We start from the raw sequence: 15,986 nt of genomic DNA, 5'->3' as shown, positions 1-15,986 counted from the left end.
GGGCGTCGGGCTCAGGTTCCCCCACCAGACTGAGGGCCATGAGCCAGGAGAAGGTGACCGTACTCGCCGTCGGAGGTACCGGGGAATCACATCCGTCCGACCACCGGACGCGGGTGACGGGCCTGCTGTCCTGTGTGGTCGCCGAACTCGACGACCGCTTCGTCGGCCGGTGGGTCGGCTATCCGGCGTCCTACGGACCGGTCGCGCTCGGCGGTCTGTGCTTCCGACACAGCGCAGAACTCGGTGTTCGACGCCTGCGCCGTGCACTGGAAACCACGGCGGGGCCGATTGCGCTGATCGGCTACTCGCAGGGAGCGACGGTGGTGCGCGAAGTCCTCGGCCTCGTCCACGACGGGACGATCGACGGCAGCCGCATCGTTGCCGCAGGTCTGATATCCGATCCTCAGCAGCCGGTGGGTGCCGTCGACGGATGCACCGGGCGTGGCGTCGCAGGCGCGGGTCCCGCTCTGCCCGAGTCGATTCCGGTCGAGTGGATCGGCCTCGCCTCGGACATGATCTGCAACGCCAGCGACGACAGCCTCGTCCGCGACATCGCCGACCTGACCCGATGGATGTCGTTCCGCACCCCGAAGACATGGCTACGTGAACTGTGGAACCTCGTGCGCAGCAACAGTTTCCAGAACGCTACCCGAACTCGCCTTCGCCCCTCGCAGTGGGCGAAAGATGTTCGACGCCTCCGCACCGCGGCCGGCGAAGTGGCCGGCTACCTGCCGCAGTCGTTGCGCTGGAATCGATTCGAGTGGTCGAATCCCGGCGGTGGCCGCCACATCGCGTACGCGCGGGAGGACTATGCAGGGGGACTGACCGGCTGCCAGGTTCTTGCGCGTTGGCTCGGTGAGCAGCACGAGCGGATCGGCACGTCACTGCCACAGTCGAAAGTTGCCTGAGCCTGTTCTCGAAATTCGGTTTCGATATCAGCTTCGCTTGCACAGGCAGAAGATGTGCCCGGCCGGATCACGGAACACCCAGAACGAGGGCTGCGCGTCGTCGATGAGTTCGGCCCCGGCGTCGACGACAAAATCCCTGGCCTGTTCCATGTCGTCCACCACGAGGTCGAGGTGGATCTTGATGCCCTCGTTCGGCCAATCGATGGGGGTGAAGTCCGCTGCCTTCTGAAAAGCGAGCCGCAGTTCGCCCGGACCGTGCACCACCACCCAGTCGCCGTCGTCGCGCACCGGCTCCCATCCGAGGATGGTGCTGTAGAAACGGCCGAGTGCAGCTGGTTCCGGGCAGTCGAGCACGGTGTAGTCGACGGTGATCCTCGGTGGCGTCATGGCGGACAGAATAGCGGGAACCGACCGGGTAGCGTCTCCATACATGCCAGTCGGTTCTATATCCGTGATCGTGCCGTGCTTCAACGGTCTGCCGGACCTCGACGTTCAGCTTGCCGCGCTCGCCGCCCAGGACTACCACGGAGACTTCGAGGTGATCATCAGCGACAACGGGTCCACCGACGGATTGCGCGAGCATCTCGAGCAGCTGGAGTCTCCGTTGGATCTCCGCTGGATCGACAGCTCCGACGTCAGGGGCACCCCACACGCGCGGAACGCCGGCATCGAGGCCGCTCGTGGAGACTTCCTCGTCTTCACCGACCAGGACGATGCCGTGTATCCGAATTGGCTCACCGCGCTGGCCCGAGCCGCAGAGACGTACGACGCCGTCGGCGGTCCGATCGAAGTGCGGACGCTGAACTCACCGGAGGTGGCGACATGGCGCGTGGTGCCTGCACCGGACGATCGATTCGAGACGACCTATCTGCCGTACGCGCACGGGAACAACTTCGGAATGTGGCGGCACGTCGTCGATCATGTGGGCATGTTCGACGAGGGTTTCCTCGGTGGCGGTGAGGACACGGACATGTCGTGGCGCATTCAAGAGGCGGGCCTGACGCTCGGCCACGTGCCGGACGCGATGGTCGCCTACCGGCTGAGGACGACCGCGCGCGCAGCATTCGAGCAGGGCGTCGGATACGGGGCGGCCGCCTGCGATGTCCTCCGCAAGCACCGACCGTACGGAGCAGAACTGCCGAGCGTACGGGCGATGCTGTTGTTCGGCTACGGACTCGTCATCCGAAATCCGTTGCTCCCGAAATCGTTGTCGCCGCTACCCACCGGCATGTGGGCACTGAGTGCGGGCACCCTTCGAGGTACTGTCTCGCGGCGATTGCGGCACCTGCTGGACGAGCGACGGCTCAGCCGCCGAGCGCAGGGGCGATAGTCTCGAACCACGCATCGTGCAGGTGCTGCTCCCAGTGGTTCCACCAGTGCACACCGGTGCCGGTGATCTTGACGTTGGGTCGACCGCCTGCCGCCTGCAGCAACGGAACGAATGCACGGCTGCTCATGCCGGCTGCCGTCTCGAGCGGCACCATCTGCGCGAACCTGACGGGGTCGAAGCGGCTGCTCGCCGGGTTGAACACAGGGTCCGTAGCCGGTGAGCCGCTCCCCGAGGAGACGAAGACTGCCGTGTTGCGCAGTGCGCCCACGTTCAGCGACGGGTCGTTACGGATCCAGTCCGCGGACGGCCAGGTGCCCCACATGTTGCGCGCGTTGCCGCCCATTTCGCCGACGGCCACCGAGATGCCCTGCGCGAATCCGGGGCTGCTCGCCGTCGGGTAGCCGCTGAACGACGCCACCGCCTTGTAGAAATCCGGACGATGCGCGGCCAGGTTGAGCGCGGAGGTTCCGCTCATCGACAGTCCTGCGACGGCATTGTTGACGTTGTCACTGCCGAACCGATCGGCCATGACGGGCGGCAGCTCCTGAGTGAGGAAGGTTTCCCACTTCACCCGTCCGAGCTTGGGGTCGTCGCGCTGCCAGTCGGAGTAGAAGGTTCCGCCGCCGCCGAACGGAATGACCACGTTGACGTGCTTGTCGGCGAAGAAGCGCTCGACGTCGGTCTCGATGAGCCAGCCGCTGTTGTCCTCGGGCGCGCGCAGGCCGTCGAGCAGATACAGCGTGGGCGCTGGTCCGCCCCCGGCAGCGGTGAGCACCTTGATCGGGATGTCCTTGTCCATCGACGGCGAGTAGACGTAGACGAGCTCGGAGTCGGCCTTCGCCACACCGGTCCCCATCAGCACCGTTGCCATCGTGGCGACCAACACCGCCACCACGGCGAGCACCAGACTTCGTATCCGAGCATGCAGCATGAACATTGTCCCCTTGTTCGTATCCAGCCGACCGTCTCGGGGAGGGTAACAGCCCGGTCACGGCATCGCCTCTTCTAGCGCAGCGGGCTGTCGACGATCCACCATGCTGCATACGGCGGCAACCACACCGAGCCGGTGTCGTCGACCTGCAGATCGTGCTGCGAGAGAACCTCGACCGGGGCCGGGATTCCGAGTTCGATGAGCTGCGCGTGCGGGAACGACCGGTGTTCGGCGGTGACGTTGTAGAGGGCGACGAGAGTGCCGCTGGGATGCCGCCTGCGCACCACGAGCAGACCGTCGTCCGATTCGCTCTGCACGTCCACCGGCGCCTCGGCGTGCAACATCGGCAGACCGGCGCGCACCTTCGCAATGCGCGCGATACCGTCGAACACCCGCTGCGCGTCGCTCCCCTGCTGGAATCGGCCGGCCCGATCGGCGTCGGTCACGCGCGGCCGATGCACCCACCGATTGTCCTCGGCGTGAGCGGGTTCGTCGGCCCAGTTCGGGTCGCCAGGGGAGCCGAGCTCGTCACCGCTCCACACGACGGGAATCCCACCCCACCCGGCGATGACGGCGTGCGCCAGGAAGATTCGCCCGAATGCGCCGTCGGGATCCAGGCGGGACGGGCCGAGGCCGGTGAGCGCGGCCGCGGTTCCGCTGATCCGGCGGTCGCCGGTGTCCGGGTTGTACTGGAACACCAGGCCTTCGGCCCAGGAGCCGTCGAATTCCCCGGAGTACCAGTCGGCCAAGAAGTGGCGATGGCCTGCGCCCGAGAGCCCCAGTGACGCTGCGTCCCCGTCGTCGATGGCCCAACCGATGTCGTCGTGGCAGCGAACATAGGTCACCCACGTGCCACTCGGCGGAGTCGGCGGGAGTGCGGACAGGGCGTGACGCGCCAAAGCCGTACTGCCCGTTGCCAACATCGACCACACCTGCACCATCAGCGAGTTGTGGTACGCGATGTCCGAGACGCGCCCGGTGTGCCGCCCCTGACCAAGGTACGGCAGCAGGTCGCGGGGTCCGACGATTGCCTCGGCCTTGAACAGCGTGGCCGGAGCAGCGAGTCGAGCGGTGGCGCGCAGGGCCTGGGTGATCGCATGCACCTCGGGTTGGTTCTGACAGTTGGTGCCGAGTCGCTTCCACAGAAACGCGATCGCATCGAGGCGAAGCACTTCCACCCCGAGGTTGGCCAGATGCAGCACGATGCTGGCGAACTCCTGCAGCACAGCAGGATTGGCCCAGTTCAGATCCCACTGCCATTCGTTGAACGTCGTCCACACCCATTCGCCGAGCGTGTCGTCGAAGGTGAAGCTGCCGGGTGCGAAATCGGGAAACACCTCGGGAAGCGTGCGCTCGTACGAGTCCGGTGTGGTGCGATCGGGATAGATCAGAAAGTAGTCTCGATACCGCGGATCACCGGCACGCGCCTTCTCCGCCCATTCGTGTTCGCGAGCAACGTGATTGAGTACCAGATCGACCACAAGACTGATGCCGCGTCCGCGTAGCGTCTGCGCGAGCGCCCGCAAGTCCTCGTTGGTGCCGAGATCCTCGCGCACCGCGCGGTAGTCCATCACCGCGTATCCGCCGTCGTTGTCGCCGGGTCGCGGTTGCAGCAGCGGCATCAAGTGCAGGTAGGTGACGCCGAGCTCGGTCAGATGGTCGAGCCGTTCGCCGACTCCCCGCAACGTCTGTCCGTACCGGTCGACGTAACAGGCGTAGCCGAACATGTCCGGCTGCTGAAACCAATCCGGTTCGAGCAATCGGCGCTGGTCGAGCCGGTGCAGATCCTCGGGGCGGGCGGCATAGGCGTGCGCTGCGATCTCCACCATGGTCGCTGCCACGGCGTCGGGATCGGGGTAGACGGCCGTGACCGCGTCGTGCAGATCGGGGAACCACTGCTCGAGACGCAACTCGAACGTTTCCCGTCGGTGGGCGGGAAGTTCGGCGAGGATGTCGCGGGTGACGTCGGAGACGGTGGGGTGAACCATGGACTCATTCTGGCATCGACCCCGGCGTGCGGAGGCGCATACATCCGGTTACCGCGGGGTATCAGAGCGGCATGTCATTGCTGACCCGCACGCTGGACACGATCCTCGACAGAGCAGTCGTTCCCGGATACTCCCGCATCGGTGCGACGGTGCGTCGACGGTTCTGGGCCGCGGATCCGACGCCCTTCCCCTCCCCCATCGACATGGTGGTGACCGGTGCGTCGTCCGGGTTGGGTGCAGCCACGGCGAAGGAACTGGCCAGGTTGGGGGCACGGGTCCACCTGGTCGGTAGGTCGGCCGATCGGCTGGAGTCCGCGGCCGCCGGCATCCGAGCCGAGGTGCCCGAGGCCTCGCTCGTGGTACGTGAGTGCGATGTCAGCAATCTCGACTCCGTGGCCGAGTTGATCGCGGCTCTGGCGTCCGAGCTCACGTCGGTGCATGCTCTCGTGCACTGCGCCGGGGTGATGCCGGACGGGCGGCAGCTGTCTGCACAGGGACACGAATCTGCTTACGCCACCCATGTTCTCGGGCCGGTTGCGTTGACGGTGGGACTGCGAGAGCTGTTCGACGCCGGATCTCGGGTCGTCTTCGTCTCCAGCGGCGGCATGTACCCGGTGCCGCTGCAGTCCGCGGACTTCGAGTACGCGGACGGCAAATACTCCGGTATGACGGCATACGCCAGAACCAAACGCATGCAGGTGGTGGTGGCGGAGCAGTTGGCCGAACGCTTTTCGCTCGAAGACGATCCGGTGGTGCACAGCATGCACCCGGGCTGGGCGGCGACGCCCGGGGTCACCGGCTCGATGCCGCTGTTCGGTTCGGTGATGAAGCCGATTCTGCGGACCGCACGCGACGGGGCAGACACCATCGTCTGGCTCGTGGCAGCAGATCAGGCATTGACCAGCACCGGTACGTTCTGGCACGACCGGGCCCCGCGTCCGACTCATTACCCGTCCTGGCGTGGAGATTCACCACGCGTGCGAGATGCATTGTGGGCAAGCGTGGTCGAGGCAACGGGCATCGAGCTCTGACTTCGTTCACGGCTGGACTGCCGACTGCTGTCGCCCACCGACCACGTTCCGAACGAGCATCAGCAGAGTCAAGCCGGTGCCCCAGCCCATCATGCACAGAATGACACCCACACCCGATTGACCGGTGACATCGGTGCTTGCTTCGATGCAGAACGCAGTGGCGAACCCTGCCGTCGTGCCCAGCGCAGCGACGTGTCCACCGGTCTTCTCCCAGCGCGACATGCGTGCGGCAAGAAGGCACAGCACTACGACCGTCGCACCGCACGCGGCGACTTGCCAGGACGGGAATTCGTTCGGTGCCGGCAGACCCGGGCCACGGAACTCGCCCCGGTAGTCGGCAGACCAGCTCAGCCACCCTGCACACGCGGCGAAACCCGATGCGACAGCGACCGATCCGGTGGCCCACAAGCCGAGCGGGCCGCTCCCCTTGCTCTCTCGACGCTTCGAGAACACCGCCCACAGAACAAGAGCCCAGAACGTCGACGGCACACCGACGAACACGAAGACTATCCACAGGAACTGAGACCACGAAAAGTCGGCTGCCATGCCCCGACGCTATCCGACGAGCACCGGTTCGCTCGGATCACAGACCCAGCAGATCGGCGGACCGTCGCAGGCGCATCAGCACCTGAAGATCGAGAGCGTCGTCCGGGTCGCGCCACTGCGTACCGATCAGCCGGTCGATCGCGTCGAGCCGTTGATAGAGCGTGTTGACGTGTACCCCCAGGCTCGACGCGGTGGCCGAATGATGGCGGCCGTGGGCCAGATACGTCGACAACGTCTCCATGAGCGGGACTCCGCGCTTGGTCTGTTCTGCGAGCAGCGGCCCGAGCTTGTCCTCGGTGAGTTCGTCCAAGTGCTCACGGGCCATGTGGCTCAGCAGGATTCGGTAGATGCCAAGGCCACGCGCCGAGGACACGTCTCCATCCCGGCCGAGGGTGGTCAGCACGTCTGCAGTCTGTTGCGCCTCTCGGAACGCCGCCGCCAGAGCGTCGGCACCTCGCGCGGGTTCGGAGATCCCGACGGTGGCACGGGTGGCGATCATGCGGCGGACGGCGGCGGACTCGCGAGCAGGAACGACCAGCAATACCCTCGAACCCTGCTCTGCTACAACCGATCCCGGTGGTAGCGCAGCCGCTTCCAGCTCGGACCTCGACGCGTTTCCCTGCGCGACCGCCACGCAATACGTCACGTCCGGAGCCAGTCCGGCGCGGTGGAACTGCCTGCGTTCGTCGTCGGGTGACGAGGTCGGATGGAGCAGCAGGTCGAGCAGAAATGCGTCCTGCGCACGGCGTGCGGACTCCGCCGCCGCGCGCTCCTCGGCCAGCGAGAGCGCGATGGCCGGCACAGCCCGATCGAGAAGTAGGTGGGTCCGGCTGTCGTCCGGTCCGACGGAGATCAACGCTCCCAGAAAGCGTCCGGCAGCCACTACCCGGCGTGCGGTCATACCGTCGCCCACGGCAGTATCTGCGCCCGCCCTGCAGCGTTCGACCATGGCGTCGACCTGAATAGCTCTGTCTTCCAGCGCAACCGGTACGGACGCGCCATCGGCCACGAAGTACGCCGGGCATTCGGTGGCCGACGCCACCTCCCGCACCAGACTCCGTACGCCGCCGCCCTGGAGCACCACCTGGGTCAACGTGCGGTCCCACTGCAGGGTCTGCTCCAATTCCGCGGTGCGGAGCGACAATTCGGCGTTGAGCGTTTCGAGCTTGTCGATCGCTCGCACGTTCTCGATGGCGATGGCCGCGTGTGCGGCCAGTGCCGACAGCAGCGCGATCTCACTGTCTGCGAAGTCCCGCTCCTGCCGCTTGCATGCGAATAGTGCGCCGATCACGCGGTCGCCGACCCGGAGTGGCACGCCCAGTAGTCCGCGCATGTTCTCCGACCGCGCAGCACTGTCCGCTCCGGTGATGTGCCGAAATGCAGGTTCGCTCTGGTAGTCGGGTGTCCATGACGGCGAGGCCCCGCGCACGATCAGGCCGACGAGCCCCTCGTCCAGCGTGAGCCTGATGCCCACCAGCTTCGGCGTCAAAGCACCACTGGTGACCTCGATGACGAACTCGTTCCCGTACACCGAGCCCATGTAGGCCAGATCCACGCCCAGAAGTGTGCGGGCCTGGTCCACGACCTCCTGCAGCAGGATCCGATTGTCGCGCACGGTCGTCAGGCGCACCGCGATGTCGTTGAGCGCCGAGAGTTCGGTACTGCGCTGTTTGCGCTGATCGAGCAACGCGCGCAGCCTGGAGGCCGCGTACGCCTCGGCACCGGGATGTTGTCGACCGTGGGCTTCCAGTTCGTCGATGGACGCGTCGTCCAGCAGTAGTTCCATCCATGACTTCGCGGGCGACATAGAGAAAACCTACATTGGCCGAGACCCAGGTCACAGCTAGAGTCGACGTATGTCGCTCGTCGATCAGTTGTCGAACTCTCTCCCCGCGGATCGTCTCGTCGTCGATCCCGACGTCATCGCCTCATACCAGCACGACGAGGCGGAATGGGCCCCGTTTACGATGCCCGTTGCCGTCGTGCGGCCCCGCACCGCCGAGGAAGTGCAGGCTGTCGTTCGTGCATGCCTCGCTCACGGCGCGCCCGTTGTCACTCGCGGGGCGGGTACCGGGTTGTCCGGTGGCGCGAATGCCACCGAGGGATGCGTCGTGCTCGCCCTCGACGGTATGGACGCGATCAAGGAGATCGACCTGCTCGAGCGCTACGCCGTCGTGGAGCCGGGAGTGGTCAACGATCATCTGCGCGCAGCCGTCGCCGAGCAGGGTCTGTGGTATCCCCCGGATCCGGCCAGCGCGCCGTGGTCGACCATCGGCGGCAACGTGGCCACCAATGCGGGCGGGCTGTGCTGCGTGAAATACGGCGTGACCCGCGATTATGTGATGGGCATGCAGGTCGTCACCGGAACCGGCGAGCTGGTGCGGCTCGGGCGCAAGACCGCGAAAGGTGTTGCCGGATACGATCTTGCGGGGCTGATGGTCGGGTCGGAGGGCACGCTCGGCATCATCACCGAAGTGACCCTCAAGCTGCGCCCGCTGCAGGATCCGCAACGCACCGTTGCGGGCTATTTCGATTCGATCGTCGACGCCGGACGTGCCGTGGCCGCAGTTGCCGCCGCCGGATTGACGCCCTCCGCGTTGGAGCTGATCGACAAGCAGTGCCTCATCGCCGTCGACGCCTGGAAGAACATGGGTCTGTCGGTCGAGGCGAATGTGGTGCTGCTCGGACGAATCGACGATCCTGGCCTCATCGGAGACCAGGAAGCAGAGAAGATGCTCTCGTGTTTCGACGAGGCCGGGGCGACGTGGTCTGCGGTCTCGACCGATCAGGAGGAGGCCGACGCGCTGTTCGCAGCCCGACGGTTGGCGTATCCGGCGATGGAGCGGCTGGGTCCGGTGTTGACCGAGGACGTGTGCGTACCGAAGAAGCATGTGCCCGAGATGCTGTCGCGTATCGAGCAGATCGGCCTTCGTTACGAGACGACGATAGCCAACATCGCCCACGCCGGTGACGGAAACCTGCACCCGCTGCTCATCACGCCACACGACGACCTTCCGGCTCGCGCGCGTGCCCAGGCCGCCTTCGCCGAGATCATCGACGCTGCTTTGGAACTCGGCGGAACGGTGACCGGTGAGCACGGAGTGGGGCTGCTCAAGATGGACGGCCTGGTCCAGGAACTCGATCCGGTGGTGTTGGACATGCACCGCGCGGTGAAGAAAGCCCTCGATCCACACGGAATCCTGAACCCGGGCAAGGTGTTCGCGTCCTGATGTTGTTCAGGCCCTACGGTTGCGTCGATAGATTGCCGTTGTGCAGCACCGTCACCAGCAGACTCGGTAGGCCGTTGACCAGAAGAAGTACGGCAACCATGAGACCGATCGCCAACCACGGCTCGCTCAGCCAGAAATAGTTGCCGAGCTGGAGCACACCGTAGATACTCAGCAACCATCCGGCAGTCTGGGCACCGCGGACACGTCGGGCGGGTCTGACCGGATACGAGCCGTTCACGGTGGGCAACCTACGGCCGTAGTTCTCCCGAGCGGCGATTCGAGCTGCCACAACCTGCAGCAGAACAGCGAACGTGATGGCACACAACGCAAGCACCATGTATCCGTCACCCCTGTCGTCCGGTTCCTGTCAGCGCAGTCTCGCAGGCCGAGCAGTGATACGCCAGGGACGAGGGCCTAGTTCGGTCGGACCACACGGTTAGGCTGCGGGCATGGTGCGAACGGTGTGGTGGGCGTTGGCCGTTACCGCGATGGCCTTCACTGCGTGGAACGCGGCGTCGTTGACCATGTTCGACGTATCGATGGCGTGCTCCAAGATCGGCGAGAGCAGTCCCTATCAGTGCAGCGACCGTGCCATCGATGTGCTGGGGGTATGGCCCCTCATTCTCGTAGGGCTGTTGCTCGCCACGCCACCCGCGATGGCAGCGATAGCACTGCACAAGCGGTTCTCCTGGATCGCCGTCGCCGCCCTCGTTGTTCTGTTCATGGCCGGGATCGCGTTCGTGACCCACGACTCCTACTCGCGCTTGCTCGTCTTTGCTCTTCCGATGGCGATCGTCGGATCGATAGCCGCCGCGTTCCAGCGAACTGCCTCGGATGCACGCCGGCCGATGTCACCAACAGCTGGGCAATCGTCAGCAACAGCGCGAGTGCGGTCCCCGGGAGGCTTCCCAGAGTCGACACCAGCGATGGCGTCGACCCGCCCGCCGAGTGGAAACCCACGGCCGTGAGAACGACCATGGTCCCCGTAGCTGTCCAGGCCATCCACATTCTGCCCACGACCGCAGAGACCAGAAAGAGGGCAACCGGCATCGCCGACACGAAGACGAGTGGCACACCGAAATAGTCCAGTAGCGGCTGTTCGCAGCGTGCGGGACTCATCGACAAGCCCAGTTCGCAGTCGGTTATCTGGTACATCGGCCAATTCGACACCGAGACACCCAGTGCTACGGCAACGGCGGCGAGCACGACCCATCCGGTCCGAACAACTGACATCACGTGATTGTGTCATTGCCTGCGGAGACTCGACTGCAGCGACAACGAACTCTCCTCAGCGGCATCGCCGACGCTCGTCTCACCGGTTCCGTCGGCCCTTGGCCTCGGTTGCCGTCACACTGAGCGCGTGAAGATCACCGACGCTCAGCGGCGACACCGGCTCGTCGCGCAGCACTTCGCCCCCGCCTCGACCACCGAAGCGGTGGTGTCGTCACTGCTCGCACTGCATGCCACCGACCCGGCGACGGTGTACCTCTCGGTGTTGGCACGTGCTCGATCGCTGGGACTGGCCGATATTCGTGATGCGATGTACGAACGCCGGAGCCTGGTCCGCCTGATGGCGATGCGGCGCACGATGTTCGTCGTCGCACACGAGGACGTCCCGATGATTCATGCCGCCGCAAGTCTCGGGGTTGCGCGCACGATGCGGGCACGCTTGGTCAAACAAGTCTCGACGCTGCCCACCGAGCCGGTGATCGACAACGTCGAATCCTGGCTTGCCGCAACAGAGAAAGAGACCGAGGCGGCACTGCGCGCGATGGGAACTGCGACCGGAGCGGAGCTGTCCGCCGCAGTTCCCGGACTGAAGACGGCGTATCTGCCGACCACCGACAAGGTGTACGACGTCAAGCGATACGTCACTTCCGAGGTATTGGTGATGATGGCCGCCGAGGGCAGATTGGTGCGCGTCGAACCTCGGGGCGCCTGGACTTCTCGACGCCATGCGTGGGCACCGATCGACCACTGGTGGCCGGACGGGATTGCCCTCCTGGACGAGACCGAGGCCAGGGCGGACCTGGCTCGACGCTGGCTGGAGGTGTTCGGACCAGCAACCCTGGACGACCTGCAGTGGTGGACGGGTTGGAACAAGACACAGACTCGCGGCGCGGTCTCGGGCCTCGACACCGTGGCCGTCGAGCTCACCGAAGGCGACGGAATCATGTTGCCCGGCACAACCTTCGACAAGCCCGCCGGCACCAGTGTCATGCTGCTGCCCGCACTGGATCCCACGCCGATGGGCTGGAAACACCGAACCTGGTATCTCGGTGAACACAAGGCACCACTGTTCGACACCTTCGGCAACATCGGCCCGACCATCTGGTCCGACGGTCGCATCGTCGGTGGTTGGGCTGTCACCGGCTCCGGCGAGGTGGCCACCGAATTACTCGAAGACGTCGGCTCGACGGTGTCGAAAGCCGTTGCAGCGGAGGCCGAACGGTTCACCACCCTGCTCGACGGTACCGCGGTGGTCCCGTCGTTCCCGACGCCGTTGGAGAAGAAGTTGCGGGGGAAGAGGTAGCGGGTATTCGCCTACGAATTATTCAGATGCCCACCGTCACAGGTGGGCATCCGCACAATCTATGGGCACACCGTGGCGTCAGAAGGAGTAGCGTCCCTCGGCCCAGGCACGGGCTGCCGGCGGGGTCACCTCGTCGACAGGTTCACCGTCGCGGAAGTACTGCGTGTGCAGAATTCGACCTGCGTCGACGGCTTCCCGCCAGGCCTGAGTCGGGCCTTCGCCGAACCAGAGCCATGGCGTGATGTCGTCCATGATGACTACTGTGTCTGCGGTAGCGAACGAACGCAGATCGTCGAGGTCTGCGCGGGCACCCTCCACCGAATGGTCACCATCGACGAAGATGACGTCGAATCGCACGTCCGGGTGTTCCTTCGCATAGGCCGCGATGGTGGTGTGCGAGTCACCCTGAATCAGGGTGTGGCGGCCCGGAAAGTGTTCGTCGATATGGGCTTTCGCAGCGGGACTGTATTCATACGCGGCCAAGTCGAAGGACACGACAGTCACGTCGGGAGACGCTTCCAGGAACGCCCAACTCGAGAAGCCGGCATTGAACCCGACCTCGCAGATCAGCTCGGTACTCGGCCGGGCCGCAAGCGAGGACAGATATCTCTGCTCCGCCTCATCGGCTCCACGCTCGAAAGGTTCTCCAGCAGAGGCCGTCCGATGCACCAATGCTTCGAGTTCCTGCAGACCCATCTACGTTCTCCTATCGTCTGATCGGAGCGTAGCCGAGATCGCATCCGGGCACTGACGACCACGCTCACAGGTGAAGCTACCGATAGACGTCCCGACGGTGAGCAATTGCGATCACTCGCACCACAACTCGGTCTTCGTAGATTTGGTACACGACGCGAAACTCGCCGCGGCGGGCCGAAAACTTGCCCTCCAGTCGATCTCGCAATGGCTTGCCTGCTCGATACGGATTCTCCGCCAGCGGGCCACGGATGAACTCCCAGCAGGCAACGGCGATTGATTCGGGTAGCTGGTCGGTGAGCGCCGTGCGAGCCGCGGCGGTCAGTTCGATCGCATAGCTCACTTCGGAAGCCGACCACGCTCACGCATCTCGGCAGTGACGTCGTCGAGCGAGTAGACCTCGCCTCGATCCTCCGCCGCCTCGGCGTCCCTGATTTCTGCCATCAACGACTGATCACCGAGGATTTCGAGCGTCTCCATGATCGAGTCGTAGTCGTCCGCGCTGAGCAGGACCACCGCACGACGCCCCTGCCGGGTGACCTCGATGCGCTGATGAGTACGGACGGCTTCGTCTACGAGTTTCGACAGGTTCGCCCGAACTTCGGCAAGCGGCAGGGTCGTCATGTACAGAATTCTAGCGCGAATGGCCATGCACGCCGCGGTCCTGCTGGAGCTTCTGTCCTGGCGGTGGTTTCTCCGAGCCTCGTTGTCCCGCAGGGACCTACGGTCGACTGAACGCGCTTCAGTCGACCACCGAACGGACAATCTCGGCGATACGCTGCGCAGTCGCCTCGTCCACGGTCTCGAAAAACCAGGCCGCCGGCATCAACTCCCCGTCAACGCCACCGGCAGCGCGGAAGGCCGCCTTCTCGGTGATGGCCAGATTCAATCGATCGTCGTTGCGCAGCGTCACAAGCGCCGGCGTGCTCGCCGACGTCGCATAGGCGGGCATTCCGTACCAGATCCTCGGCTTCAACATGGGGGCGGCGGTCACGATGATTTCGTGCACCTGCTGCATGAGCGAACGCCGCGGTTCGTCCATCTTCGAGATCTTTTCGACCACCTGAGTCAGGTTTCTTTCGTCCTTCGACGACATGTCATGTCCTTTCGTCAACCGATGTCGGCCATCGGCGGAATGAAGATGGCGCATTTCTGCGCCGCACTCCATCCGGACATGTCCTGAGCTGGTCAGGCCTCTCCTCGATGATTCACGTGGTTGCCACGTGGAAGCGCAGTCGGTGGTGCCTACCACCGCGGCAAGAATATCCGACACTCGGTCGTACCGCGCCTCGGATTCTGCACATTCGTCGATCAGACGTCACGGCTCGAGCCCCGCGGCCAGCGTCGGCCAGCTCTTCGCAAGCTGGTCGGCCCAGTACGGCCACGAGTGCGTACCAGGACTGCCCAGATCGAACGTGGCCGGGATATTCAGCTCGACGAGCCTGTCGCGCAACAGTCGTGTGCAGAAGTCGGTGCCTACTTCGATCGCCCCGCCGATCACCAGCGTGTCGAGGTCTTCGAGCGTCTCGTACCGCTCGTGCGGACCGGGGAGGCCGCTGGCAGAAAAGAGGTAGATGGACATTCCGCGCAGCGCTTCCGCGTTCACCAGCAGGTCGTGGGCGGCCCAGCCCGCGTTGAGGGGCCCACCGAGCATGTTGTTCGCGTTGCCGCCGTACCCGGCGACGATGCTTCTCATGACGGTTTGCCCGAGTATGCCCTCGGATAGAAAGCACCCGCTGTACGCCGCGACGGCCGAGTACTTGTCCGGGTTCCGGGCGGCCAGCATCATCGCCGACTGAGCGCCCATCGACAGGCCCGCCACACCGTCAGTGCCGTTGCCCTCGAACTCCGCGTCGATCAACGGCGGAAGCTCCTGCGTCAGGAAGGTTTCGAAGCGGTAGCGGCCGAGGCGGGGGTCGTCGTTCTCCCAGTCGGTGTAGAAGCTCGCTGGACCGGCAAGCGGGAGAACCACGTTGACGTTCTTGTCACGGAAGAACTCCGCCGCGTTGCCCTTGCGAAGCCAGATGCTGCTCGACGGTTCGTTCTCCCCGGATCCGCTGAGCATGTACAGCGTCGGGCGCGGGCCTTTACGTTCCGCGGGGGTGAGAACCTGCACCTCGATGGTCCGATCCATGCTCGGCGAGTACACCGACAGCCACGTCAGCGTCGGGCCGGTATCGATTCGGTTCTCGATCCGCGCCGCCTGGCTCGGTGCAGGACTTTCGGTGTCGATGTCTTGAGCGGCGGCGGGCACGCCCGCTACGACGGTGAGCAGAACTGCAATCACCACCAGAACCGGCCGCACGCCGAACATAGAACCCCCACTGCCCGCGGCGCTCTGCGACCGCTGTTGTCGAGGCAGTCTTGCACGGAGGAAGGGCGAAAATCGGACAAACCGTCGGCATTTTGTGAAAAATCCGGGATTCAGATTGTTTTGTGCGAGTAGTTAGGCACCTACCGAGGCCGCGAGCTGCCCGTGGGCCATCAACAAGCGACATGCCCGGGTGACCTACTGAAGTCGCGCGTCAGGTTAGACGTTGAAGCGGAACTCATCGCTATGGGTTTGTTGATGTTGATTGATGATGAGTCCCTGACTTGAGCAGGGCGTTCGAGAGTTTGTTGCGTTGGAGAGCTACGGCAGGAATTGGACCTACTGCGTGCGAGCTGGTACCCGGACATGAACGATCCGACGTTGCAGCGGTGGTTCGACGGCGGTCGCTGGACTTTCGCGACACTCCCACGGCAGCCATAGAGGGCGCGCGCTGGCGCGAGACCCAAGAAATTCAAAAAGACGAC

At 64.8% G+C, this 15,986-nt stretch carries 18 protein-coding genes; 7 read left to right on the top strand and 11 right to left on the bottom strand.

The window, feature by feature from the left end; all coding sequences use genetic code 11:
* The first annotated feature begins 38 nt into the window (after nt 1-38).
* Nucleotides 39-908 carry a PE-PPE domain-containing protein gene (locus AABD04_RS06280; RefSeq protein ID WP_341440554.1) on the top strand — a complete coding sequence of 290 codons (870 nt, stop codon included), beginning with the start codon at nt 39-41 and terminating at the stop codon, nt 906-908.
* Nucleotides 909-935: 27 nt separating this feature from the next.
* Here the strand turns inward: AABD04_RS06280 and AABD04_RS06275 are convergent, their stop codons facing one another.
* Nucleotides 936-1,295, bottom strand: coding sequence for a VOC family protein (locus AABD04_RS06275; RefSeq protein ID WP_341440553.1), 360 nt, complete (start codon nt 1,293-1,295; stop codon nt 936-938).
* 43 nt (nt 1,296-1,338) lie between these two features.
* Between AABD04_RS06275 and AABD04_RS06270 the strand changes: the two genes are divergently transcribed.
* Nucleotides 1,339-2,238: a glycosyltransferase family 2 protein gene (locus tag AABD04_RS06270; protein ID WP_341440552.1), complete on the top strand. Its 900-nt coding sequence runs from the start codon at nt 1,339-1,341 to the stop codon at nt 2,236-2,238.
* Here AABD04_RS06270 and AABD04_RS06265 read toward each other — a convergent pair.
* Nucleotides 2,213-3,169, bottom strand: coding sequence for an alpha/beta hydrolase (locus AABD04_RS06265; protein ID WP_341440551.1), 957 nt, complete (start codon nt 3,167-3,169; stop codon nt 2,213-2,215). The genes AABD04_RS06270 and AABD04_RS06265 overlap by 26 nt on opposite strands.
* Nucleotides 3,170-3,243: 74 nt before the next feature.
* Nucleotides 3,244-5,157, bottom strand: coding sequence for an alpha-amylase family protein (locus AABD04_RS06260; RefSeq protein ID WP_341440550.1), 1,914 nt, complete (start codon nt 5,155-5,157; stop codon nt 3,244-3,246).
* Nucleotides 5,158-5,228: 71 nt separating this feature from the next.
* Between AABD04_RS06260 and AABD04_RS06255 the strand changes: the two genes are divergently transcribed.
* A complete protein-coding gene (locus AABD04_RS06255; protein WP_341440549.1) occupies nt 5,229-6,188 on the top strand; it encodes an SDR family NAD(P)-dependent oxidoreductase in 960 nt (319 codons plus the stop codon).
* 6 nt (nt 6,189-6,194) lie between these two features.
* On the opposite strand, the gene AABD04_RS06250 is transcribed toward AABD04_RS06255, so the two are convergent.
* Complete coding sequence (locus AABD04_RS06250; RefSeq protein ID WP_341440548.1) at nt 6,195-6,734, bottom strand: hypothetical protein; 540 nt, start codon at nt 6,732-6,734, stop codon at nt 6,195-6,197.
* A 37-nt stretch (nt 6,735-6,771) separates the two neighbouring features.
* On the bottom strand, nt 6,772-8,520 hold the full coding sequence (locus AABD04_RS06245) for a helix-turn-helix domain-containing protein (protein ID WP_423228216.1): 1,749 nt from the start codon (nt 8,518-8,520) through the stop codon (nt 6,772-6,774).
* Between the two features lie 70 nt (nt 8,521-8,590).
* Between AABD04_RS06245 and AABD04_RS06240 the strand changes: the two genes are divergently transcribed.
* The gene (locus AABD04_RS06240; protein WP_341440546.1) at nt 8,591-9,964 is read left to right on the top strand and encodes an FAD-binding oxidoreductase; all 1,374 of its coding nucleotides are present in this window, start codon (nt 8,591-8,593) and stop codon (nt 9,962-9,964) included.
* A 13-nt stretch (nt 9,965-9,977) separates the two neighbouring features.
* Here the strand turns inward: AABD04_RS06240 and AABD04_RS06235 are convergent, their stop codons facing one another.
* Complete coding sequence (locus AABD04_RS06235) at nt 9,978-10,301, bottom strand: hypothetical protein (RefSeq protein ID WP_341440545.1); 324 nt, start codon at nt 10,299-10,301, stop codon at nt 9,978-9,980.
* A 112-nt stretch (nt 10,302-10,413) separates the two neighbouring features.
* Here AABD04_RS06235 and AABD04_RS06230 point away from each other — a divergent pair, with 112 nt between their 5' ends.
* A complete protein-coding gene (locus tag AABD04_RS06230) occupies nt 10,414-10,932 on the top strand; it encodes an ABC transporter permease (protein WP_341440544.1) in 519 nt (172 codons plus the stop codon).
* 392 nt (nt 10,933-11,324) lie between these two features.
* On the top strand, nt 11,325-12,497 hold the full coding sequence (locus AABD04_RS06225) for a winged helix DNA-binding domain-containing protein (RefSeq protein ID WP_341440543.1): 1,173 nt from the start codon (nt 11,325-11,327) through the stop codon (nt 12,495-12,497).
* A 78-nt stretch (nt 12,498-12,575) separates the two neighbouring features.
* On the opposite strand, the gene AABD04_RS06220 is transcribed toward AABD04_RS06225, so the two are convergent.
* The 5 genes from AABD04_RS06220 to AABD04_RS06200 form a co-directional block, all read right to left on the bottom strand.
* A complete protein-coding gene (locus AABD04_RS06220) occupies nt 12,576-13,193 on the bottom strand; it encodes a class I SAM-dependent methyltransferase (protein ID WP_341440542.1) in 618 nt (205 codons plus the stop codon).
* Between the two features lie 76 nt (nt 13,194-13,269).
* Nucleotides 13,270-13,533: a type II toxin-antitoxin system RelE family toxin gene (locus AABD04_RS06215; RefSeq protein WP_341440541.1), complete on the bottom strand. Its 264-nt coding sequence runs from the start codon at nt 13,531-13,533 to the stop codon at nt 13,270-13,272.
* The gene (locus AABD04_RS06210; RefSeq protein WP_243610331.1) at nt 13,530-13,814 is read right to left on the bottom strand and encodes a type II toxin-antitoxin system Phd/YefM family antitoxin; all 285 of its coding nucleotides are present in this window, start codon (nt 13,812-13,814) and stop codon (nt 13,530-13,532) included. Before AABD04_RS06210 ends, AABD04_RS06215 begins: the two co-directional genes overlap by 4 nt.
* Nucleotides 13,815-13,932: 118 nt before the next feature.
* On the bottom strand, nt 13,933-14,286 hold the full coding sequence (locus tag AABD04_RS06205) for a DUF1801 domain-containing protein (protein ID WP_341440540.1): 354 nt from the start codon (nt 14,284-14,286) through the stop codon (nt 13,933-13,935).
* Between the two features lie 222 nt (nt 14,287-14,508).
* Nucleotides 14,509-15,504, bottom strand: coding sequence for an alpha/beta hydrolase (locus AABD04_RS06200; RefSeq protein ID WP_341440539.1), 996 nt, complete (start codon nt 15,502-15,504; stop codon nt 14,509-14,511).
* A gap of 330 nt (nt 15,505-15,834) precedes the next feature.
* Between AABD04_RS06200 and AABD04_RS25150 the strand changes: the two genes are divergently transcribed.
* Nucleotides 15,835-15,942, top strand: a complete 108-nt coding sequence (locus AABD04_RS25150; protein ID WP_423228122.1) for a DUF2510 domain-containing protein — start codon at nt 15,835-15,837, stop codon at nt 15,940-15,942.
* Nucleotides 15,943-15,986: the final 44 nt, after the last annotated feature.

Source organism: Rhodococcoides navarretei (genome assembly GCF_038069675.1).
Taxonomy (GTDB): domain Bacteria; phylum Actinomycetota; class Actinomycetes; order Mycobacteriales; family Mycobacteriaceae; genus Rhodococcoides; species Rhodococcoides navarretei.
This window is presented reverse-complemented; position numbering and strand designations above follow the sequence as displayed.

What these genes read in the sequence shown, in the direction of transcription:
- AABD04_RS06240 (WP_341440546.1), top strand. Translation starts at nt 8,591, where the DNA reads ATGTCGCTCGTCGATCAGTTGTCGAACTCTCTCCCCGCGGATCGTCTC.
- AABD04_RS06210 (WP_243610331.1), bottom strand. Translation starts at nt 13,814, where the DNA reads ATGACGACCCTGCCGCTTGCCGAAGTTCGGGCGAACCTGTCGAAACTC.
- AABD04_RS06255 (WP_341440549.1), top strand. Translation starts at nt 5,229, where the DNA reads ATGTCATTGCTGACCCGCACGCTGGACACGATCCTCGACAGAGCAGTC.
- AABD04_RS06280 (WP_341440554.1), top strand. Translation starts at nt 39, where the DNA reads ATGAGCCAGGAGAAGGTGACCGTACTCGCCGTCGGAGGTACCGGGGAA.
- AABD04_RS06235 (WP_341440545.1), bottom strand. Translation starts at nt 10,301, where the DNA reads ATGGTGCTTGCGTTGTGTGCCATCACGTTCGCTGTTCTGCTGCAGGTT.
- AABD04_RS06230 (WP_341440544.1), top strand. Translation starts at nt 10,414, where the DNA reads ATGGTGCGAACGGTGTGGTGGGCGTTGGCCGTTACCGCGATGGCCTTC.
- AABD04_RS06200 (WP_341440539.1), bottom strand. Translation starts at nt 15,504, where the DNA reads ATGTTCGGCGTGCGGCCGGTTCTGGTGGTGATTGCAGTTCTGCTCACC.
- AABD04_RS06270 (WP_341440552.1), top strand. Translation starts at nt 1,339, where the DNA reads ATGCCAGTCGGTTCTATATCCGTGATCGTGCCGTGCTTCAACGGTCTG.
- AABD04_RS06220 (WP_341440542.1), bottom strand. Translation starts at nt 13,193, where the DNA reads ATGGGTCTGCAGGAACTCGAAGCATTGGTGCATCGGACGGCCTCTGCT.
- AABD04_RS06245 (WP_423228216.1), bottom strand. Translation starts at nt 8,520, where the DNA reads ATGGAACTACTGCTGGACGACGCGTCCATCGACGAACTGGAAGCCCAC.
- AABD04_RS06275 (WP_341440553.1), bottom strand. Translation starts at nt 1,295, where the DNA reads ATGACGCCACCGAGGATCACCGTCGACTACACCGTGCTCGACTGCCCG.
- AABD04_RS06265 (WP_341440551.1), bottom strand. Translation starts at nt 3,169, where the DNA reads ATGCTGCATGCTCGGATACGAAGTCTGGTGCTCGCCGTGGTGGCGGTG.
- AABD04_RS06260 (WP_341440550.1), bottom strand. Translation starts at nt 5,157, where the DNA reads ATGGTTCACCCCACCGTCTCCGACGTCACCCGCGACATCCTCGCCGAA.
- AABD04_RS06205 (WP_341440540.1), bottom strand. Translation starts at nt 14,286, where the DNA reads ATGTCGTCGAAGGACGAAAGAAACCTGACTCAGGTGGTCGAAAAGATC.
- AABD04_RS06250 (WP_341440548.1), bottom strand. Translation starts at nt 6,734, where the DNA reads ATGGCAGCCGACTTTTCGTGGTCTCAGTTCCTGTGGATAGTCTTCGTG.